At 34.4% G+C, this 21,673-nt stretch carries 16 protein-coding genes and 2 pseudogenes; 7 read left to right on the top strand and 11 right to left on the bottom strand.

Annotation, left to right across the window (positions count from 1 at the left end):
* The first annotated feature begins 124 nt into the window (after positions 1–124).
* From TY19_RS07720 to TY19_RS07710, 3 genes are read left to right on the top strand one after another with little or no spacing between them, the layout of a single operon-like run.
* Entirely contained in the window at positions 125–799 is a 675-nt protein-coding gene (locus tag TY19_RS07720) for a TIGR00153 family protein (protein WP_042281535.1), read from the top strand.
* A 53-nt stretch (positions 800–852) separates the two neighbouring features.
* Positions 853–2,268 carry an inorganic phosphate transporter gene (locus tag TY19_RS07715; RefSeq protein ID WP_042281532.1) on the top strand — a complete coding sequence of 472 codons (1,416 nt, stop codon included), beginning with the start codon at positions 853–855 and terminating at the stop codon, positions 2,266–2,268.
* A 37-nt stretch (positions 2,269–2,305) separates the two neighbouring features.
* Complete coding sequence (locus TY19_RS07710) at positions 2,306–2,884, top strand: hypothetical protein (protein ID WP_042281529.1); 579 nt, start codon at positions 2,306–2,308, stop codon at positions 2,882–2,884.
* A 149-nt stretch (positions 2,885–3,033) separates the two neighbouring features.
* Here the strand turns inward: TY19_RS07710 and TY19_RS07705 are convergent, their stop codons facing one another.
* From TY19_RS07705 to TY19_RS07685, 5 genes are read right to left on the bottom strand one after another with little or no spacing between them, the layout of a single operon-like run.
* Positions 3,034–4,752 (bottom strand): ABC transporter permease, encoded by a 1,719-nt coding sequence (locus tag TY19_RS07705; protein ID WP_042281526.1) that lies wholly within the window; start codon positions 4,750–4,752, stop codon positions 3,034–3,036.
* Positions 4,753–4,766: 14 nt separating this feature from the next.
* Complete coding sequence (locus TY19_RS07700) at positions 4,767–6,263, bottom strand: ABC transporter permease (RefSeq protein WP_042281524.1); 1,497 nt, start codon at positions 6,261–6,263, stop codon at positions 4,767–4,769.
* Between the two features lie 3 nt (positions 6,264–6,266).
* Entirely contained in the window at positions 6,267–8,414 is a 2,148-nt protein-coding gene (locus TY19_RS07695) for a peptide-binding protein (RefSeq protein WP_042281521.1), read from the bottom strand.
* Positions 8,414–9,106: a sulfite exporter TauE/SafE family protein gene (locus TY19_RS07690; protein ID WP_039355897.1), complete on the bottom strand. Its 693-nt coding sequence runs from the start codon at positions 9,104–9,106 to the stop codon at positions 8,414–8,416. Before TY19_RS07690 ends, TY19_RS07695 begins: the two co-directional genes overlap by 1 nt.
* The gene (locus TY19_RS07685) at positions 9,106–9,315 is read right to left on the bottom strand and encodes a hypothetical protein (protein ID WP_042281517.1); all 210 of its coding nucleotides are present in this window, start codon (positions 9,313–9,315) and stop codon (positions 9,106–9,108) included. Before TY19_RS07685 ends, TY19_RS07690 begins: the two co-directional genes overlap by 1 nt.
* A 100-nt stretch (positions 9,316–9,415) precedes the next feature.
* Here TY19_RS07685 and TY19_RS07680 point away from each other — a divergent pair, with 100 nt between their 5' ends.
* Entirely contained in the window at positions 9,416–11,974 is a 2,559-nt protein-coding gene (locus TY19_RS07680) for a glycogen/starch/alpha-glucan phosphorylase (RefSeq protein ID WP_042281514.1), read from the top strand.
* 28 nt (positions 11,975–12,002) lie between these two features.
* On the opposite strand, the gene TY19_RS07675 is transcribed toward TY19_RS07680, so the two are convergent.
* Both TY19_RS07675 and TY19_RS07670 read right to left on the bottom strand, forming a co-directional pair.
* Positions 12,003–14,054 carry a hypothetical protein gene (locus TY19_RS07675; RefSeq protein WP_042281511.1) on the bottom strand — a complete coding sequence of 684 codons (2,052 nt, stop codon included), beginning with the start codon at positions 14,052–14,054 and terminating at the stop codon, positions 12,003–12,005.
* Positions 14,055–14,420: 366 nt separating this feature from the next.
* Positions 14,421–15,257, bottom strand: a complete 837-nt coding sequence (locus tag TY19_RS07670) for an ABC transporter substrate-binding protein (protein WP_042281509.1) — start codon at positions 15,255–15,257, stop codon at positions 14,421–14,423.
* A gap of 261 nt (positions 15,258–15,518) precedes the next feature.
* Between TY19_RS07670 and TY19_RS07665 the strand changes: the two genes are divergently transcribed.
* A complete protein-coding gene (locus TY19_RS07665; RefSeq protein WP_042281610.1) occupies positions 15,519–16,862 on the top strand; it encodes a sugar phosphate nucleotidyltransferase in 1,344 nt (447 codons plus the stop codon).
* 70 nt (positions 16,863–16,932) lie between these two features.
* The gene (locus TY19_RS07660) at positions 16,933–17,694 is read left to right on the top strand and encodes a metallophosphoesterase (protein ID WP_042281507.1); all 762 of its coding nucleotides are present in this window, start codon (positions 16,933–16,935) and stop codon (positions 17,692–17,694) included.
* Positions 17,695–17,891: 197 nt separating this feature from the next.
* On the opposite strand, the pseudogene TY19_RS19595 reads toward TY19_RS07660, so the two are convergent.
* The 4 genes and pseudogenes from TY19_RS19595 to TY19_RS07645 form a co-directional block, all read right to left on the bottom strand.
* Positions 17,892–18,383 (bottom strand): annotated as a pseudogene (locus TY19_RS19595) (IS982 family transposase).
* Positions 18,358–18,435, bottom strand: a complete 78-nt coding sequence (locus tag TY19_RS26870; protein ID WP_445082251.1) for a hypothetical protein — start codon at positions 18,433–18,435, stop codon at positions 18,358–18,360. Before TY19_RS26870 ends, TY19_RS19595 begins: the two are co-directional and overlap by 26 nt.
* 1,631 nt (positions 18,436–20,066) lie before the next feature.
* Positions 20,067–20,459 (bottom strand): hypothetical protein, encoded by a 393-nt coding sequence (locus tag TY19_RS07650; protein WP_042281504.1) that lies wholly within the window; start codon positions 20,457–20,459, stop codon positions 20,067–20,069.
* A gap of 2 nt (positions 20,460–20,461) precedes the next feature.
* Positions 20,462–21,082, bottom strand: coding sequence for a hypothetical protein (locus TY19_RS07645; RefSeq protein ID WP_148300656.1), 621 nt, complete (start codon positions 21,080–21,082; stop codon positions 20,462–20,464).
* A 139-nt stretch (positions 21,083–21,221) separates the two neighbouring features.
* Here TY19_RS07645 and TY19_RS07640 point away from each other — a divergent pair.
* A pseudogene (locus TY19_RS07640) lies at positions 21,222–21,673 on the top strand (IS982-like element ISPasp2 family transposase); the annotation flags it as partial.

Below are 21,673 nucleotides of genomic sequence, written 5' to 3'. Positions count from 1 at the left end.
AAAAGGGAATTTCCCTCGATTTAGAATTCAAAATCATCTATACTTATATGGGTAAATCATTTAATCAATGCCGACTTTTACATTCAATGACCTAAATTGTTCTAACAAGCGAAAAAAATCACTTATGCTGACGATTTTACGTTTATTTGGCCGTTCTCCGTTTGCCCCTTTGCAATCTCATATGGAAACTGTTGCTTGTTGCGTCCATCAATTGCCATTTCTTTATGAGGCAATTGAAAATCGTGATCAACCATTAATTGAGAATATTGCCAATGAAATATCGGCAATTGAGCATCAGGCTGACACGATGAAAAATGATATTCGTAATCATCTTCCGAAAAGTTTATATCTTCCGATTGGCCGTGAAAGTTTATTAGATATTTTATCGATCCAAGATAGTATCGCGGATACTGTTGAAGATATCGCAGTAGTCGCTACTTTTAAACCCTTAGAAATTCTACCAAGTTTTAAAGAAGAGTTTAAGCAATTTTTGTTCAAAAATATTGAAACATTTGATGGAGCTAAACTTATTATCAATGAATTACATGAATTGATCGAATCCTCTTTTGGAGGAAAAGAAGCTGAAAAGGTTAGAGCAATGGTGGAAGACGTGGCTTTAAAAGAACATGAGGTTGATCTCATTCAAAGGCAATTATTAAAAAAAATATTTCAGTCCGAAGAAGCGTTGACTTATCTTACTTTTAGTCAATGGCAACGCTTAATTGAAAGCTTAGCGTCAATTTCTAATCTTTCAGAAAACTTGGCAAATCGCGTTAGAATGGTTTTAGAATTGAAATAAATCTTATGACCATTTGTTGCTAAAGGAATAAGTAAGAGATTCAATAAGGAGTTATGGATACTGCGCTACTCATTTTGATTTTGATCACCGGATTTTATATGGCTTGGAGCATAGGAGCTAATGATGTTGCCAATGCTATGGGAACATCTGTTGGTTCAGGTTCATTAACTTTGCGCCAAGCTGTTCTGATTGCCGCTGTTTTAGAATTTTGCGGCGCTTTTTTCTTTGGTTCCCATGTTTCTAAAACTGTGCAAAGTGGGATTATTGATCCAGATGTTTTTAATTATGATCCCAAACTGCTAGTTTTTGGAATGCTTGCTTCTTTAGGTTCTGTGGGGATGTGGCTTCAATTAGCATCCTATTTTGGTTGGCCTGTTTCAACGACACATTCAATTGTTGGCGCGATTGTAGGTTTTGGTACCGTTTTTGGAGGGATAAAGGCCGTATACTGGAAAGAAGTGTGTTATATTATTACCAGTTGGATTTTTTCTCCTATTTTAGGAGGGATTATTGCTTACTATATTTTTTCTCTTTTAAGAAAAAGAATTTTTTATGCTTTAAATCCTCTGGAAGAAACACGTCGTTTAACACCATTTTTAGTTTTTGTGGTTACTCTTATTCTAGCTGTGATTCTTATTTTTGAAGGATTGCATAATTTAAATATAGAATTTTCGTTAACAAGTAAAATTTTGATGACACTTGCGATTGGCTTAATGGGTTCTTTCGTTAGTTATTTGTTAGTACGCCGAATTCCTATTATTCCCCAAGAAAAACTCTCTGTTCCTTACAATTCTGAAGCTTTACATTCTTTGGAAAAGGTTCGTAAACATCTGCAAAGATTTAGAATGAAGTCCGCTGGAGAAGCTCAGTACACTGCAGGATTATTATTAGAAGAAGTAGAGGCCCTCTCAAAATCTTTTGAATCAAAGATTAATACAGATCATACACATGTTGAATATGTTCAAGTGGAAAAAATATTTGCTTATTTGCAAATTATGACTGCTTGTATGATGGCTTTTGCACATGGAGCTAATGATGTTGCTAATGCTATAGGTCCTTTATCAGCTGCAGTGGCTATTTTGACAACTGGTTTATTTGCTGTGGATGCTCCCGTTCCTACTTGGGCTCTTGCATTAGGTGGAAGTGGAATTGTTATAGGGTTAGCAACCTGGGGATGGAGAGTTATTGAGACAATTGGAAAAAAAATTACAGAATTAACAGCTAGCCGAGGTTTTGCTGCTGAATTTGGAGCGGCTACAACGATTGTCATTGCTTCTAGATTTGGTTTACCTATTTCAACAACGCACACGCTTGTGGGTGCTGTTTTGGGAGTGGGGTTTGCTAGAGGTCTTGAAGCAGTTAATCTAACAACGACCCGTGATATTTTAGTTTCTTGGATCGTGACGGTTCCTATTGGAGCTTTGTTAGCAATTATATTGATTTATCCGATCCAAGCAATATTTGGATAAATAGACAAGAGAATTGGTTTAATTGAAGGAGATAAAAATGTCTAAAATTTCTTTACCATCAACACGCTTGTTATTTAAGCTAGGGCTAGGCTTTTTAGCTACTTTACTTTTATTCGCAAGAATTGGTTATAGTTATGGTCAAACGAATCATTCTATATCTGATGCAATTTTGCAAGGATCTATTCAAATCCAAGCTTCTAAACTCATCGATCCAAATTCCTCAGAAAAAGTTCAGCCAGGAACTCCTGTTCAACTATCTGTTATTGTTGAAAATAAGGGATCTCAAGCAAGCCCTAAAGGAGATATCTATTTGTGTTATGGATTTGCAAAACCTTTAGATAAAGAAAATGGCAGCATTCTTTTCCAGACTGAAAAGCAAACATTTCCTTCGATTGATCCGGGTAAAAGCGTGATTATTTCTTTTTCTACCCCTCATCTACTGCCTTCCATTTTAGATTTTGTGCGAAATGATTGGACGCTACGAGAATATCAAGCTATTGCTGTTCTTAATGGAAAAGAGCATTTGATTGGTTCACTTGCAATGACATTTTCAGCTTATTATTATCCAGGAATGCATAAGGAATTTCCAACAATAATTTCTGTTCCTTTACCCTAGTCGTAGGCACCCTGAGTTAGCCCAAGACGATTGTACCTAATTTGTTTGTTAAAGATATTTGAGCAAATAATACAATTAGAGTGATTTATTCAATATCAGCAAAAATTCAAAAAGAATTTGGAATTCTTTATCAATTTTTTTGAATCAGCTTATCTATCATGCGAATGTAATTTAGGATCGAGTGCATCCCTTAATGCGTCACCAACAAGAGCGATTGCCACTAGAAGAATAGTAAGTAAAGTGGCAGGGGGCCAAAGTAAATAACTTTCGGAAGGAAAAGCACTTCGCCCCTCATCCATTAAAACTCCCCAGGAGCTAGATCCTTCTTCTCCTAAACCTAAAAAGGAAAGCCCTGTCTCGCTGGTAATAGCTCCCATAATGGCAAAAGGAACGAGAGTAAGTAAAGGGGGAATTGCATTGGGAAGAAGATGAGAAAACATGATATACCGATTACTAAATCCTTGTGCATGACAAGCTTCGACATAGGGTAGTTGTTTCTGTCTAAAAAATTCTCCGCGAATAAAACGGCTAAATCCTGTCCATCCAAATAGACCAATAACGGCAATCACTAAGAAAATCGATTTATTTTGTAAAAAAGCGACAATCATTAATAACATAAAAAAGGTTGGCATTGACTCCCAGATTTCAATTAATCGATATGTGATCATATCTATTTTGCCTCCATAATAACCCGAAACGGCTCCAACTGGAATTCCAATCAGTAGCGCAATCACGATAGAAAGAAGGCCCACTGAAAGGGAAACACGGATACCAAAAATTAAAGCAGCGACCATGTCTTTGCGATTGACTCGTGTTAATTCCCACCAACTTATGTGTTTGTTCAAAGCTTGTTCTCCTCCTGCATCGTCTTCCCAATGAAAAGGGCGCAATAAAGGCATAATTTCATACTTAAGCTTGGGTATTTGGTTTTCAAGCCATACTTGTTTATCATGAAGATAATTCAATTGACTTTGCGCACGTTCGTAAGTGTCAACAATGTTTTTTGAATTTAGTAAGCTCTCTTTCTCTTGAAGAGAAATTTTGGTTAAATACTCACATGTTTGCCAAGAAGGTAAGTGATCGAGAGAGCTTGTTTGACATTTATCCATCAATGCATTTATATGTGCCTTAGCCTGCGGATAAACTGCTTGATTTTGAGTGACTAAAATTTGTTGCCTTTCAATTTCTTGTTTTTCGTGTCGTTTTTCTTGCTGCCATAAAGAGGCAATTGAGTAACTCTCATTTTTTTTCATTTTTTCAGCAGTCAAAAATGCATGAGCTTCGGCTTTTAATCGTTGATCTTGATTAAGTCTTTGTTGATAACGTAAAACCAAATTAAGCCTAGCATAAGGGGTCATATACGATAACTCTTTTTCCCAATTCGGAGTAAAAGAAGGCGCTAGAAGTGGATTTGTTTTTTTAAAATCGAGTTGTTTTTGAATAGCTTGCTGTCTTTTCTCATTAAGTTCTAAGCTTGCTGAAGGGTCTTGATCATTATGATATAAAATTTCTAAAAACAAAATGATTTGTAGAAGGCATAAAAAAATAAAAGTCCATAGGCGATAAGTGTGTCGTTTTTTTAATAAACACCAAGTGGCTATAAAAAGTGGTAAAGTGAAAATGAGTAAATTGTAGAAAATATCAAGAGGTTTTGTGAAAAAACCAGGAAAAAAGAGATAGCGAAAAAGAGGGAAGTACCAATTTCCTTCATATTGGACAACAATAGGTTTACTAGAAGCTAAAAAAGGAGCGTAGACACCCGCTAAACAAAATAAACACACAACGATTAAAGCAAATATGGCGAGAGGATTTTGTTTAAATTGTTTCCAAACAGTCTGCCAATAAGTGTAAGAAGAATGATGATGCATAAGGATACCAAATATCAGTCTAAAGTAATGCGAGGATCTAACCACATATAGGCTAAATCGGCTAACAAATAGCCCATTAATGTTAAAAATGACCCAGCCAAAGTCGAGAACATAATAACATTATAATCTCTATTGATAATGGCATCATAAAAAAATTTTCCAAAACCATTGATATCAAATAGGGTTTCAACAATTAGTGACCCTCCTAACAAGATGCCGAGAGAACTTGCTAATGAGGTAACAATCGTAATAGCGGCATTACGTCCTACGTGTTTAAATAAAATCTTAAAAGGAGGTACACCTTTTGCTTTAGCTGTTCGAATGTAGTCTTGTCTTAAAACTTCTAAAACGGCTGTGCGCGATAAGCGAGATTCTGCGGCTAAACTCCCATACATAACCGCTACACTTGGAAGAGCAATATGTTGAATGATATCAAATAGACGCTGATAAGAATTTTCCTGATGATAGATTCGATCTGGATTTGTAAAACCACTAATCGGAATAGGAATATCTGTAAAAGGAAATGTATTGTGCAAGGCAACTTTTTCGATTAAAAAAGGAGCCACTACAAAAATAGGAATGGCATATAAAACTAGAAAAATAAGATTAAGGGTATAGTCAATCCATTGATTGTGTTTATAAGCCATAATGAATCCAAAAAATTGACACAATACAAAAGTGATGAGCATGGGCAAAAGTGAAAGGGTTAAAGAATATTTAAATCGCTTCGTGACTTCGGTAAGAACAGGCTTACTTGAATCATTACGCAATGTGCCAAAATCTAAATGAAGAATACGGCTCATGTACCTTGTGAAGCGTGTTTCGGTAAAAAATATTTTCCATAATTCTTTTGACGGATCTAAACGATAAAAAGCTTTATTTTTTTCGTACCATTCTTGTATGAGTTTAATTTTTTTAGATACTTCTAAAGGAGATGCAGAAGATTGCCAAAGAAGAGTGCGCAGATATTGATTATCTTCAGCGACTTTTTTATTCCAGGCTTTTTGTTCAGGATTAATGTTAGATCCAATATAACCTTGCCTAGAACCTCCTCTCACAAAAAAATGAGAAGCTAATCTGCGAACGTTTTCTGAAGTCTCGGGATCAACTAAAATAATGATCAATTTAGACATGAGATAACGCGATTGGTCTCCAAAAGTGACTCGTATGGCATCATAATCTTTAACGGGAAGTTCATTCAAACTTTCTGGAGTCAATTTTCGATTCGCAAGCTGCCACAATGTTTGTTTAACATAATCTTGAGTTAAAGAGGGCCAATTGTTAAACAAAACAGGCAACGTTAAGCCGTAGAAATCTCTAAATTGCAAATAACGTTCATCACCACCACATGCTATGGATCGATCTTCTCTTCGAGTGGCTCCTTCTTGTGAGGTTTCTGCAAAAGAAACGGGGTCACCCGGAGCGAGATTAATAATGATAAAATTTATTAAAACAATAAAGAAAAGGGTTAGTGGAAGAAGAAGAAATCGTCTTAAGACATAATTCCACATTTTTTAGTTCCCAAGGTATTTTTCTTGTTTTTTAGTAGTATCTTTAATCCAAAATAAGTTTGCAATAGGTTCGCCTACATTAGCTCCCGGGATTAAATCTTGCCTTTCAGCAGGGATGAAAACATTTTGCAAGTAATTGCGGTAAAGAAGAGTCTCTTTGGGAGTATAAATAAATGTATAGGGAGCTTCATCATAAATAATGCGATCAAATTGATGGTAAAGTTCAATACGTTTTTCGACATCATATTCAAAAGTTAATTTATCAATGATATGATCTACTTCTTGATTGACAAAACCAATTAGATTTGAAGAGCCTTTTTCTTTGGCTCCTGTTGAATACCACAGCTGCCTTGGATCTTCAGGAGGCGATCCAAGAGCCCAAGCCATATAAATAGCATCAAAACTTTTATCGTCCACTATAGCAGATAAATCTGCTACATCTACCCCCTCAATTTTACAAACAATCCCAATTTCTTTTAAAGCAGTCGAAATGTATTCACAAATTGATTTATTTGTTGGGCTTTTGACAAAATATGTCAATGTAAATTTAAAAGGGGTGCGTTGACCGTCAATGACTTTTTCTAAGACACCCGTTCCTGAACTGTCGTACCATCCATCTTCTCTTAATAATTCCAAAGCTTTTTGAATATTGAAAGGATAGGGTTTTAATGTCGCGTCATAGGAGGGAGAAAAAGGAAAAAAGGTTCCCGTTGTTTGCATTCCCATTCCATTTAAATTTTGACGAATAATGCGTTCTCTATCAATAGCCATCGTCAAAGCTTGTCGAACTTTTTTGCTTTTAAATAAGGGGTTAGCTTGGTTCCATCCAATGTAATAATATTTTCGACTAATATAATCCAATCGATGAATTCCCGATCCATTTTCTTTTTGTTTGGCATAAGGGGCACTTTGTAAAAATCGATCTAACTCTGCAAGCTGATTAGGAGGAATTTCAAATAAATCTAAAGAATCAGTTTTAAATTCTTCCCAAATTCCATCTGGAGAGTTTTTAAATTTGAATTCTAGCGCTTCGGTTAGAGCAGCATAAGCATTAAAATAATCAGGATTTCTTTTGAATCGTATTTCTCTTTCGGTCATGCCATCGAATAACCACGGACCACAACTGACAATGACATTTTTTGCCCAGTGATGGGAAAAATTTTGTGCCCAGATAGAATTAGTTTGGTAAGTGTTAGGGTGGCTATCTTCTTCAACAATTTTTGTGCCATCCGCAAAATACTGATAAACAAAGGAAGCTAAAGGACGTAAAGATCCTGTCCAAGATTTTGACAGATATTTCATTTTTAGTTCTTCTTTTCCATTTTCTCCTACGGTTTTTTCCGTTTTCCATCGCACAATGAAAGTGTAATCATCGAGAATTTTAATTTCTTCAATATCTCCAAAGTAAATTCTAAGGGAAACGGCTTTGGCTTCTTCCACGTATGGATTCATGATTGCGTCAAAGTAAAATTTAAAGTCATGAGCAGTGACTGGGTGTCGGCGTAAAAAATGAGGGGCTAAAATAATCCCTTCAGCAAATTGATTTTGTTGAAGGGGAGCCCAAAATACATCTTGCCTTAGAAATACCCAATACTCGAAAAAACCTTTTTCATTAGTTCTTAATTCTATTCTTTCAGCCATTTCTGGAGCCATTGTTTCATATTTACCCACTTCTTGGGAAGCTAATGAAATAGAGCATAGATCGTTCCATGATGAAACTTCTAACCAGGGGCTAAAAGGGTGGAGATGATCCGGTTTTCTGAACGTTGCCTCTTTGCGAACTCCCTGCGGGGTAAATTGCGGTCCTAGTAATCGAGGGAGGGTGATTTGATAAAAAGGATCTACTTTAAGAAGATTTTCACCCTGCGCAGCTTTTTTGTTTATTGTTGAAGGAGAATTGGCTGTTTCAGATGAAGAACTGTTTTGGCTTAAAGGGTGATTAATAAGTGTTTTTAAGATATCTGTACGAATTTTTTCTGTTTCAGAACGAACGGTATAAATATCATTTTTGATTTGAATCAGGTCTTGTCTTAAAAATTTTAACTGGTTTTCAATCAGAGCAGATGACCAATACAACATAGCCATGAACGCGAATAACCCAAACCCTAAGATAAATCGGAAGATATATAAACTAATAGGCTCTTTATTCATTAGAAAATCACTATATGATAAAGGGGTGAAGAGTCAGGATTTAAGACAAAATGTGAAATCCACCCCAGTTCTGCAAATCCTCTACAACAAGCTAAAATTCCGACGAAAATCGAGCTTAATCCTAAAATAATATTGGAATATTGCTTTAGTTGGTTAAAAAATTTATAAGTATGCATAGCCAAAACAAGCGAAGGTGTTGTTAAAATAGCAAAGGCAAATCCATTTCCTAGGCCAATGAATGCGTCTCCTGTTAAAGCACAAGCTGAAAAAACAACGAGGGTTTGACCGCAAGGTAACATCACTGTAAAAAAACCAAAAAAAAAGGTCGCTTTCCAGTTATTTTTCAACATCAGTTGAGAAAGAGTCAAATTGATTGTCTGTAATAAATTCCATTGCGTGATACTTTTAAAAAAATTCCAATTAAATAACAAGTTTAGTCCCCAATAGATAATCAAGACTCCAAAAAAAATACTTATAATTTCTGCCAAATAGTAGTCTTTGAGAAAAATTTGAGTGACTGCTCCAGCCTCTCCTGCAATTAAGCCTGCTAAACTAAAAGAAAGAATTCTACCTATGAAGTAAAAATATCGATGATGATGTTTTCCAAGTAACAGGACTAAAGGACCGCACATCCCTAAACAATGCACATTTCCAAACAAGTAAAGGGGAAAAAGAGTAAAAAATAAAGTCATTATTGTTCGTGATGAAGAAAAACAGGATCATTTATAGAAGTTTGTTTATCTTGAAGCGAATCATAACGTACTTTTTGAATGCGGGCCATGTCTAAACCCGCTGAACCTGAAAGGCGTGTAAAAGCTACATAGGTGACATAAATCATCAGCCCTGTAAATAAAGCCAAAATTCCATAAAAGATAAATTGAAATTTTTGAGAGCGGTGCATTTTTTTAAACCTTCAATACTCGCTGATAAATAGATCATATGCTAAGTTAAAATTTTTGGTAACTAGTTTTGAATTTTTCTATTTTAGAAAGGGGGATTTCATGAGTACAGTAAATATAGATTTACTAGCTGAAGAATTAATTCGCAGAGTCAAATCTTATTTAATTAGTACGATTGGAAGAACAGCAGAAGAGGCCGATGCTAATGAATTTTATCGAGCTTTATGCTATGCGATTAGGGAAGAAACAATGATTAATTGGCAGGCGACAGCTCGTACAATTGCCAAAAATCAATCTCGACAAATTTATTATCTCTCGATGGAATACTTACCTGGAAGACTTTTTGTGAATAATATCACAAATTTATGTTCAAAAGATGTTGTTAAGCTTGTCTTACAGAAAATGAATCGGAATTTAAGAAGCATTGTTGAGCAAGAGGAAGACCCTGGTTTAGGTAATGGCGGTCTTGGTCGCTTAGCCTCTTGTTTACTCGACTCTTTAGCCACGCATCACTATCCTGCCCAGGCTTATGGTTTGCGTTATCAATATGGAATTTTTGAGCAACAACTTTGGAATGGCGCACAAATTGAAGCTCCCGATTGCTGGCTTTTAAATGAAAATCCTTGGGAATTTAGACGGGATTTAAGAAGAGTGCATGTCAAGTTTTGTGGAAAACCTCAAACAGCGTACAATATCCATGGGGATGAAATTTTAAGCCTCACAGAGGCTGAAGAAGTAGGGGCTCTTCCTTATGATATACCAATTGTTGGTTATAGCAAAAACTCTGATTTCTCAGTTGTGACCTTACGTCTATGGTCTACTAAAGATTCTCCGCGGAATTTTCTGTTACAAAAGTATAATGCAGGGAGGCTTGATCAAGCAGCAGAAAATACGACTTTAACTGATGTATTATATCCAAGTGATAACAATGATATTGGAAAAAGGATCCGATTAAAACAAGAATTTTTGTTAGTTTCAGCTTCGCTACAGGATATTGTTCGTCATCACTTGGGGCAATATAACAATTTAAGGCAATTTGCCGATAAAGTACGCATTCAGATCAATGATACCCATCCCTCACTAGTCATTGCAGAGCTAGTTCGCATTTTAACTAAAGATCATGATTTACCTTGGAAAACAGCAGTCGAAATCACCGAGGCTTGCACGGGTTATACGAACCATACGATATTGAGCGAGGCGCTAGAGCAATGGGATAAAGCTCTTTTCTATTACTTACTTCCACGTCAATGTCGAATTATAGAACGAATCAATCTCGATTTTTGTAATGCGATTAGAAGTCGCTATCCTCAAGACGAGGAACGAATCAGACGATTATCCATCATCGAAAATGATAAAGTACGGATGGCAAATTTAGCCATTGTAGGCTCGCATAAAGTCAATGGAGTAGCAAAACTTCATACGGAGATTTTAAAAAATTCGGTTTTTAAAGATTTTTATGAATTTTTTCCTGATAAGTTTGTTAATATTACAAATGGGGTTACCCAAAGACGTTGGTTATTGGAATGTAATCCTGAATTAGCTAGATTTATTACCCAAAGGATTGGTGACAAATGGATTACAGATTTTTTGACAATTAAAGAATTAGCGAAGTTTGCCTCAGATCCAGAATCGCAACTGGAATTTTTAGCGATTAAAAAGAAAAATAAATTTAAGTTTATAGAATATATCAATAGGGAAAATCGTTTGAGGGATGCAAATGGAATTATTATTTCTCCTCCTCCTCTCCTCGATGTCGATTCAATTTTTGATGTCCAAATCAAGCGAATTCATGAGTATAAAAGACAACTTATGAATGCGTTACACTTAATCATGCTTTATCAAGAGATCACACAAAACCCCAATCATCAAAGAATCAAACGCACGGTTGTGATTGGGGGAAAGGCAGCTGCTGGTTATGAAACTGCAAAAGATATTATTCGGTTAATCTATTGTATTGCTCGAAAAGTTAACCATGATCCAATTGTAGGACCATTTTTAAAAATTGTCTATTTAGAAAATTACAATGTAACTAAAGCCGAAATCGTTATTCCTGCATCAGATCTTTCGGAGCAAATTTCTACAGCTGGGACAGAAGCGTCTGGAACGGGTAATATGAAAATGGCTATGAACGGAGCATTGACAATTGGAACGCAAGATGGCGCCAACATCGAAATGGAAGAAGAGGTCACTCCTGAGTGGTGGCCTTTTTCTTTTGGTTGTACAGCAGAGCAAATTGCTCAATTAAAAATGACAAATTCTTATTCTTCGAAAGAAATTTATGATAATAATCCCACAATCAAAAAAGCTGTGGATGCTCTAAGAGATCGCTCTTTTGCTCAAACAGAAGAAGAGCATCAAATATTTAGTGATCTTTATCATAAACTAATCGAGATGCACTACGGAGGCGCTCCTGATCGCTATTTCATGTTAAAAGACCTTCAAAGTTTTTATGATACACAGTTGAAAGTGGAAGAATTATATAAAAAACCGAAAAAGTGGGCTGAATATGCCATACACAATATTGCTGGGATGGGAAAATTTTCTACTGATTTTTCGGTTCATAACTATGCAGCACTGATTTGGGGAATTGAGCCTTGTCCAATTGATCAAGAGCTCTTAGATCGTGTGCGCTACGATTATGCAGCACACAATCGATGCTGAAGGAAATTCAGCATCGATAAGGTGAGGATTATGCAATGATTTCGCGATACGGAAGACCCATGGCTTTTAATGTCACGATTAATTCCATGTATCTTTCTTTAAAGCTAATATCAGAGATTTTTGGAGAAGTAATTTCTAAGTTAGGTAGAACAATCCAAGCTCCTTCTTCCGTTGATGAAATAGTGATGCTAGATTTTAAGATACATTCTGGGTGCCCTTCTAACTGTGCGTCACGAGAAATGTAAATTGTACTTCCAAAATCGTCCCATTTAATATTTACCTTTTTATTCGATTCCGGTAAGTCTGTAATGAATTTAGATTCTATACCTCGAATGAAACGCCAAGCATTTTCAGTTTCTCTATGAATAGAAATGAGCATATCTTGTCTCAAAATTTGTAAAAAAGGGAGAAGTTTTTTAATTTCACTATTCTGGCTTTCTGAGATTTTGCTAAATACTTCATTAAATCTTGTAAAAATAGTGGAAAGGCTAACTTTTTCTTTTTCTACAGATCCCATGATAGATAAAAGCTCTATACATTCTTGTTGTTGAAGATCTAATTTTACTCCTTGCATTAATAACGTTAAGAAAGTTTTCAAACTTTTCTTTAACCTGTTAGAAATTTTGTGATGAACGCTCTTAAGATTGCTTAATGTTTTCTCGACATCGCTGAAGTCCCAGTTTTTCTCATTAAATTGCTGTTTAAGCCATGTTTTAAATTCATCGGGAAGATTTAGCTTATCTGAATAAAAATAGTGTTCTTGTAATTCTTTTTCCCAATTTAATCCTGGAGGTAGAGCAAGTCCTTTGATATGCAATCCATAGCTGCATAAAATTCTTCGCATATCTGCATCCCAGCTTCCTTTATCATTACTAGTGATAGTTTCAAGAATACGATTTGCAATTTGCTGATAATCAGCCCCAGCTTTATTAACAGGTTCTTTATAAGTGATATAAAGAGTATTTTCTAGTTTTTCAACATAAAGATGAACACTTCTTCCCAATTGTTGACAAAAACGGACAATGTCACGAGGCGTTTTTTTGAATTTATTGTTTAAACTTTCTATAAATTTTGTGATTAAGTCCTTCAGATTTTTATCATTAAAAGAAGGTTTTGGTGGTATGTTACTCAAATTAGAAAAGTGTTGAACTACTAATTGTAAATGCTGCATGTAGGTAAATAAAGTAATTGTAGGGCATTTTGCAGAAGTTAAATAGCCAGGATTTACTTCGTTTATCTCACTATTTTCAGAAAGATCATCAATACACAAAGGCTTGTAATAAACATTGCAAATATAATTTCCATGCTGCGTTTCATCTTTTATACTTTCTAAGTTTTTTGCAACTTCTGATCTTGAAGGAATTCCCTTTGAAACGCTTTCTGTTAATTTTTTAATGCTTTCATCATCAGGGCTGAAACTTAGTCGTCGACTTTTAGCGGAATTTTGAGAAGTATTAACATGACTGGCAAGCTGTTTCCACTGGCTATCAAGACGCTTCCAAACCTTTTGGGCCAGCTTACTTTCATCTAAGCCATTATCTGAATCCGCAAGCGCAAAGCCAGTAGCAAAGTTTATGCGATTTTTAAATTCTTCTGGTAACTCATCCACTTCTTGTTGTAATTCTTGTCTGATTAGCGATAAGGTGGAGGTAAAGTTTTTTGCGAAGTTGTGGAGTTCTGATTGAACAGATTCTAAAGAAACAACTTCAGAACTTTGCGTTTCTTGAGTCAGTGGTAATTGTTTTGAAGAAGCTCTCTTTACTTTTCTGTCTATAAAATCAGAAGGTCCTGATTCAGTTTTGGTTGAAGAAATAGAAGAACGCCTATTTGCCAGAGGTTTTTGAGCACTGGCTTTACTCGATTGAGTTATTGGATTAACATTTGTAAAAATCGCTTCTGTTTTTTTTGTTGTCGAGCTGGAGCTACTAGAAGGTTTACTGAAGCCGAATGGATTAAAAATACCACCACTTTTTTTTGTTGAAGGAGCAGTAGGTTTTTTTGGCAAAGTTCTTTTCGGATCTAAAGTTGATGCGGGATTAGAACTTGATGGGGGCACAGGTTGAATATGAGGACTAGACATTTTTACCTATACTTTATTTAAAATTAAGCTTAATAATTGAATTTTTAAAATAAAATTTTAATATATTTAGATTTACAGTTGCAAAGCATATTTATTTTTTCATAAATATTCAATCACTATGATTGATCTTCTGTCATATTTAATTTTCAAATATTTATTCTGTTTGTAAAAATTAATATTTTTTTATTCTAAATAGAAAATTAAATATTAATCATATTTTATATTTTTTATGAATTTTGCCATTAATCTGGAATTGAATACAGGGAATATTAAATTTGAATTTTTTTAAATGACTAAAAAATTGTTTATCGATTCAAAGGAAAGAGCAAAAACAAATGAGCCTTTAATAAGAGAGAGAGATAAAGATTAAGGCTGATGATCCATTTTCTCGACATTTAGAAAACCCCAACGATCAAGAAGTTGTTGATATGTATTATTGTCTCGAATTTTTTTCAATCCCCTATTAAATAATTTGATCAATTCTTGTCCATTTTCTGTTTTTAAGGCTACCAGGCGTAGACTCTCATTTGTAAGAGGAGCAGTAACAATTTTCAATTTTCCTTCATAAAAGGTTTGAGTATAAACATAAGCAGGGATAGCAGGAAAGATGGCTCCATCAATTCGCCTATCATCCAAGTCTGATAAAGCATTTAAGATATTGTCATATAAACGCAGTTGAATGGTTGGATCTTTTTCCAAATTAAGCTTATCTGATGTGCCGGATTGTATACCGATGAGCTTGATCGCTTTTTCATTCCAACCTTTCAAAGGACTTCGCGAAGAAATAATAAGCACAGGACCTAAAGGAAAATAAGGTTCTGAAAATGCGTATAAAGACTGATTAATTGGTGTAGGAGAAAGGCTTGAAATAATACCATCTAAATCTCCATTTTCAAGTCGCCTCAGCAAAAAGTTTCGAGGAGTAGATTGCAAACTGAAGAGAGTTCCTTCTTCTTTGGCAATTGATGTAAGTAAATCGAGATTAAAAGCTGATAATTGTCTCTCTTTATTCATCACATCAATAGTTGACCATTGTGTATCTTGACCGATGGAGTAAGTAGGTTTTGCCAAATCTGAGGAAGAACACCCTCGCATAAGAGAAAAAATAAGAATTAAAACGATTGCTAAAGCTAACCAATAAAGTCTTTTTGCAGAAGCAAAAAACTGACTTATTTTATCTTTTAGCTTAGAAAAATCGAACATGAACACAGCCTATATCTCAATTATAAAACAAATTGTCATCATAGTTGATAAGTTAATTTTTTCCCTATAGAAACACGAGTTTTATATGAGATGAATAAAATACCAGACAAAAACATTTTTTACATTTTTCATTTCTCGTTTTTTGAAAATATTTTACTTTTTACAGAGAGAAAAAAAAATTTAAACTTGATAGTCTTTGCTTTTAATAAAAGCTATGCTACGGTTCATTTTTTGACCGAACTTTACCCCATGGGCGAGAAAATGAATACATTAACAATGTTAAGGCAGCGTTCTTCTCAAGTTGTAGAAACTTCTGATTCTCAATCAGTTGATATGCGTCAAGTGGCTAGTTTAATTTTAAGTGGGGGAGAAGGAACACGATTACACCCCCTAACTTTAGCACGTTGCAAGCCAGCTATTAATTTTGGTGGGAAATATCGTCTCATTGATGTTCCTATCTCTAATTCTTTACATGCAGGTTGCAAAAAAGTATTTCTACTGACGCAATTTCTTTCGTCTTCTTTGCATCAACATGTTTTTCAAACATATATGCAAGGACCAGGCGCCGGTTCTATTGAAATTTTAACAGCAGAACAAAAACCTTCCAAGAAGAATTGGTTTCAAGGAACCGCTGATGCAGTTCGTCAAAATATTGATTATCTTTTAGAAAGTCCTTTTGAATATTTTTTAATTTTATCGGGAGATCAACTTTATAATATAGATTTTCAAGAAATGGTTCATTTTGCTAAAAAAAATGATTCCGATGTTGTTGTTGCAACTATCCCAGTCAATACTCAAGATGCTAAACGAATGGGAATATTAAAAGTTGATGAACAAAATTCTATTACATCTTTTTATGAAAAGCCGCAAGATAACGATTTATTACAACAATTGCGAAGTCCATCGAATATTCTTGAAAAAGCGGGAGTCGCGCCGGCAGGTGAGCGAGTCTATTTGGGATCAATGGGGATTTATTTATTCAAACGAAAGGCATTAGTTGATCTTCTTTCTGAAGATATTCGAGAAGATTTTGGTAAACATTTGATTCCCACAAAAGTTGCCTCTGGGAAAATCTCAGCCTATCTTTACACAGGGTACTGGGAAGATATCGGAACGATTGAAACATTTTATCAGGCCAATCTTGCTTTAACTGAAACCAACCCTGTTTTTAACTTTCACAATGAAGCACGTCCTATTTACACATATCGATATGATTTACCACCTGCTAAATTTACTACTTGCCAAATTCAAAAAAGTATTCTCTGTGAAGGCTCTATTATCGAAGCAGACGAAATTACTCATAGCCTTTTAGGTCCGCGAACAGTCATTGGTTCTGGGGCAATCATTCGTGATTCTTATTTAATGGGAAATGATTATTATGTTTCTCCTGTAAATGATCATTGTAAACTTCCGTCTGAACCTCAGATTGGAGAAAATTGTATTATCAAAAAAGCTATTATAGATAAAAATGTTCGTATTGGAAAAGGCGTCCAGTTGATCAATAAGCAACACTTGACTCGCTACGAAAGTGAGCTTGTTTTTATCAGAGATGGTATCATCGTTGTTCCACGCGGATCAGTCCTTCCAGACGGATTTATTTTATAATTAATATTATCTATTTCATCACTCACCGAACGTATTTTTTTAAGTGAGTGATTAATTTTTTAGAGTTAATATGTTCTCAATTTGGGCAATTGCTGACCTTCATCTTCCTTTTGGTGCCCCTAATAAACATATGAGGATCTTTGGCCCACAGTGGGAAGAATATACTGACAAAATTAAACAATCTTGGCTTGAATTGGTTGCTGAAAATGATTTGGTTTTAATTCCAGGTGATATTTCTTGGGCTATGCGCTTAGAAGAGGCTCGATTGGACCTTAATTGGATTGGTCAGCTTCCAGGGACAAAAGTATTGCTTAAAGGAAATCATGACTATTGGTGGGGATCATTATCCAAGATTCAGTCAATTTTGCCTCCTTCTTGTCATTTGATTCAAAATAATAGTTTTTTTTGGAATGGGGTAAATATTGCAGGGGCTCGCCTTTGGGATATTCCAGGAATCAGTTTTAATGAGTGGATTGATTTTAAGGATTTTGCGTGTATCAAAAAAATTAATGACGAAGATCGTTCAGAGGAAAGTCAAAAAATCTATGAACGTGAATTAAAGCGATTGGAAACAAGCTTGAAAACGATGCATTCTCAAGCAAAGTTGCGTATTGCCATGACTCACTATCCTCCTATTGGGGCGAATTTAGAAGAAACAGAGGTAAGTCGTTTATTAGAAAAATATCACATTAATATTTGTGTATTTGGGCATTTACACAATGTTAAAGCTGACCGTGAAATTTTTGGTATACATAACGATATCCGTTATCAGTTAGTTGCTTGTGATTATCTTCACCAATTTAAACCTATTAAAATAGCAGATCTTTTTTAACTATTTCAGTTTTAAAAAACGTATCTAATCATTAGCAAAAAAAATCGAGCTTCGGCTTGACCAAAAAAATTAACTTGAAGAAAGCGATTTTTTTCACATCTTATCTCTTCTCTTTGCCGCAATTGATAAAAAGCAAATTGGCTGCTCTATTTTGACGCCAGTTTAATGTAAGAAACCCTCAAAAACATTCTAGGAGCTTAAACTACTTCGATTTCTGTATTTGAAAAGAACAGTCGAGGCTTGGATGGATTCAAGCAATAATTAGCGAGACCTGCCATCAGATGGCTAAGAAAGTTCCATCGACTTCGGTGTCGATGCTGTTCTATCTGACAATTATTTTTCAACAGATGATTCACACTTTCAATCATAGCTCTCTTTTTTAGCATGAGTTTATCCACTAACATGATTCATTCATTTTTCATCTCCTTCTTTACTTTTGTGAAAAGATGAATTCCCTTTTGCATTAGAGTATAAGTCAGTTTTTCTGAAATATCCTCTCTATCTGCGAATGCTTTTTCTTTTATCCCTCCTATCATTTCAGGAACGGTTTTATGATCACCCCTATTGCCAGTTGTCAATTTAAATGCGACAATTTCTGCCTGATGATTAATCACAAGATGGAGCTTAAACCCAAAGAACCAACCGATGGTTGTTTTTCCCCACTTAGCGTGTCTCTTTAAAGACTCGATGGGAAGAGGCACGTTTGGCGTGGCAAACCGTTAATACGGTAGCGTCTATCAATAAAATCCCTTCACAGATCCCTTAATGCTCTTGGATCAAACAAAACATAGGAAAAAACGCTTCAGAGGTGAGTTGAACACATCTTGAGTACTCCCACAAGATGAGGGAATAAATATTTTAAAGTTGTTTTTACAGGGTTTAAGTAGAAATGTTTAAATATTTTGTCATTGGAACGACGAAAGGGAAGCAAAATCGTTAGCACTTCACTTAAAGGTATTCTAAAAGTTCTTTTGCGGATTTTTCTTTTCGTATACTCCATTTGTTTTTGGGAACACATTTGGTGAAATCTATTAGAAAAATCATCAACAAGACAAAACAGTTTGATCCTCTCTATCTCGTTCATTTTGGGCTCTTAATTTTTGTTCGAGAAAACAAAATTTTCTAACAAAAAAGAGTCCTTTTTTCAATAAAGATCACTCAGAAGATAGCCGAAAGTTAGCTTACGTTAAATTGGCGTTTGCTTAGTCAAATTGAATAAGGCAGCCATGAAATCTAAAAGTTTAGCGCTGATTATTGGGATTTTTCTGGAATTAGAAAAGCTTTATCAACAGGGCTAGTTCAGCGAAAATGGCCTTTCATGGGGATGAATCGCTTTGGAGATAAGCTTACGTCGATTCAAGAATAGTTAAGAAGTTCATTTATTCCTATTATCTGTGATGTATCGCAGTAATCAGAAATAAAGAGAGCCTCCAAGAAAATACTTGAGAAGCAAATATGCCCGACACACTTCTTTTTGAATGCAGGATAGCTGAAGAGAAACTGATCGAGAATCCACAAGCATTTAATCTTTTCATTCATGAAAAAATCATGGCGATTAACTATTTTGGAGTTTTGTTATTCTAGTTGAAAAGTAGTCCAATAGAATTCTTTATTGTTTCCATTATTCCATGAATTTTTGAATAAATTTCTCTTTCGTCTTTATTTTTATAGATAAGAGCTTGTTAACCTAGTTATTTAAGCTCTTTATTGGTATAGGACCGAATCAGTGTTGTTTGATAGCGGAGAGACTATTAAAAGCTAGTGAAAAGTTGACCATTTTGTGCCTTCGTTTTTTAATTTATTTGATAAAAAATTAATTCACTAAGTTGTTGCAATATTGACTAAAAATTAAAGATTTACATCTTTATCGTTGCTTCTCATCCCAAAATTACCACTTTTTTTGATTGTCAATTTAAAACTCTGAAAGCAAATTTGAAAGAATTTTATCATTTAAAAAGTATAAGCTTGGGTCTCTTTTTTAATATTTTCCCCCTGTAACAAACATAATGCGTTCAAAGAGATCAATTTAGACATTGCTACACCACTTAAATTAGCTGATAAAAAAGAAGAATAACAGAATGCTAGTGAGATTTATTTTATAAAATTAAAATTTTTTAGGGTAATTTAAAAACAAAGCTAACCAATAAAAGCATCAATCCTGAAACGAATTATTGACTCTATCAAAAACTGCTTTTTACTATAAAGGTAGCTTGTAAATCAATTATTTTTAATTTCGCTTCAATAAAAACTGACTTTGCAATGGTTATAATAGACAGCACAATTATCAATGAAGTATGGATTTGTCATATAAAATAAACTGCAGGCAGGCTATTAAAAATTCAAAAAATGCCTGCAGTGGGTAGAAATTGACATTAAATTTTAATTTGAACTGGTGGTGTCAGAGGCTTTTGCTTTAACAATTCTTCTAATTCATGGTTCATTTCTTTTCTTATTTCAAACTTTAACGTATTGTCAAAAAATCCAGTTTCAGTTCTCAAATAAGAATTCAAAGGAAATTCATATATAGGGTCTTTATACTTTTCTTTAAGTTTTTGGTTAAATTCAGCATAAGCTTCCCTAGCTAATTTGCGAGATGCTAATAAAACATTTTCAGATATTTCTGAAGAGAATTTTGAAAAAAGCTTTTTAGCTTTCTCATGAGCTTTGATTGTCACGTATTTTTTAGCTATTTCAATCTTTAATCCATTGGCTCCTGACGAAAAATCAAGATAGGTATTAAATGTAGAATGATCATTGATGTTCATGGTTATTGTCTCCTTTTAGCTATAACAATTTCTGTTGTTTCATAATAGATAACATCTCCTTTTTTGGTGAAAAAAGGAATATCTCCGTTTTTTATGCTTTCAATAAGAAACTTTTCTAATTCATTTGGATCTAGAATATCATAATTTAATTTTTGTAGGGTCTCTATTACTTTTGATGGAATTTCTAAAGCAGTTTTATAGTCCTTTGCTAAATACTGGAAAGTAAAAGTGGGGAGGGGCACAAATCTAGAAATTCTTTGTTGCTGCGATTGGATAAACTGATCAATGAGAGATTTTTCTGCGCTAGTTAATTGTGATTCTAAATCTTTTTCCATCCCATACAAGCCAGTCTTATGGCCTTGTTCAACAACTTCTAAATCAATAGGGACCCACATAAACTTTCCATTTTCTTTAAATGTTACATGCTTCAAATTTAAATCAGCTTCTACATCGGTGAATTTCACATTTTCATAGTGAAGATCTGTAATTCCTGCTTCTGAACAAATATTTTGCAATTTCGCTAGATTTTGTTTAGCAAGCTGAACATATTCAGCCTTTTTAATTGCTTTTCTTTTTTCTTCTTGATCATTTAGGGATTCTAAACTTTCTATTTCCTGTTGCACTTTTGTTTCTAACCTGAACTTTGGGTTTAGGTGTTTAGGCTTAAACAAGATACATAAAATTTGAATGACAAAAGACCTCAACATGATTTAAAACATTTGTTTTCCCAAACTAATGTTTAATATGACATGAGAGGTCAAAATGGATTTAATCAAATTATATTGTAGTGTAGATGATTTTTGGAAGTCTTTTGAGCAGAAATGGAATAAACAGTTAATTGATCATGGCAAAACAAAGCGAGGACCTCAACCTGAATGATCGATACCAGAGATGATGACAATTGTCATTTTATTTCATCAATCAAATTATCGAACATTTAAGCACTTTTATGGGTATGTTACTAAATACTTAGTTAAAGAATTTCCAAACTTAATTAGTTATAGCCGCTTTGTTTATTTAAAGAAGAACCTTTTTGTTCCTCTATTTGCTTATCTTTTGGACAAAAGAGGAGAAATCACAGGAATTGCTTTTATTGATTCTACATCGATAGATGTTTGCCACAATAAACGCATAAAAAGAAACAAAGTCTTTAAAGGTTTAGCAAAGAGGGGGAAAACAACTTCAGGGTGGTTTTTCGGGTTTAAATTGCATCT

This window comes from Candidatus Protochlamydia sp. R18, from assembly GCF_000648255.1.
GTDB classification, from domain to species: Bacteria; Chlamydiota; Chlamydiia; order Chlamydiales; family Parachlamydiaceae; genus Protochlamydia; species Protochlamydia amoebophila.
Note: the sequence above shows the minus strand (reverse complement) of the source record. Positions and strands in the feature narration are given on the sequence as shown.

Coding starts and splice junctions, on each gene's coding strand:
- TY19_RS07720 (WP_042281535.1), top strand. CDS start 125: ATGCTGACGATTTTACGTTTATTTGGCCGTTCTCCGTTTGCCCCTTTG.
- TY19_RS07675 (WP_042281511.1), bottom strand. CDS start 14,054: ATGTCTAGTCCTCATATTCAACCTGTGCCCCCATCAAGTTCTAATCCC.
- TY19_RS07660 (WP_042281507.1), top strand. CDS start 16,933: ATGTTCTCAATTTGGGCAATTGCTGACCTTCATCTTCCTTTTGGTGCC.
- TY19_RS07650 (WP_042281504.1), bottom strand. CDS start 20,459: ATGAACATCAATGATCATTCTACATTTAATACCTATCTTGATTTTTCG.
- TY19_RS07665 (WP_042281610.1), top strand. CDS start 15,519: ATGAATACATTAACAATGTTAAGGCAGCGTTCTTCTCAAGTTGTAGAA.
- TY19_RS07670 (WP_042281509.1), bottom strand. CDS start 15,257: ATGTTCGATTTTTCTAAGCTAAAAGATAAAATAAGTCAGTTTTTTGCT.
- TY19_RS07690 (WP_039355897.1), bottom strand. CDS start 9,106: ATGACTTTATTTTTTACTCTTTTTCCCCTTTACTTGTTTGGAAATGTG.
- TY19_RS07705 (WP_042281526.1), bottom strand. CDS start 4,752: ATGCATCATCATTCTTCTTACACTTATTGGCAGACTGTTTGGAAACAA.
- TY19_RS07685 (WP_042281517.1), bottom strand. CDS start 9,315: ATGCACCGCTCTCAAAAATTTCAATTTATCTTTTATGGAATTTTGGCT.
- TY19_RS07710 (WP_042281529.1), top strand. CDS start 2,306: ATGTCTAAAATTTCTTTACCATCAACACGCTTGTTATTTAAGCTAGGG.
- TY19_RS07680 (WP_042281514.1), top strand. CDS start 9,416: ATGAGTACAGTAAATATAGATTTACTAGCTGAAGAATTAATTCGCAGA.
- TY19_RS07715 (WP_042281532.1), top strand. CDS start 853: ATGGATACTGCGCTACTCATTTTGATTTTGATCACCGGATTTTATATG.
- TY19_RS07695 (WP_042281521.1), bottom strand. CDS start 8,414: ATGAATAAAGAGCCTATTAGTTTATATATCTTCCGATTTATCTTAGGG.
- TY19_RS07700 (WP_042281524.1), bottom strand. CDS start 6,263: ATGTGGAATTATGTCTTAAGACGATTTCTTCTTCTTCCACTAACCCTT.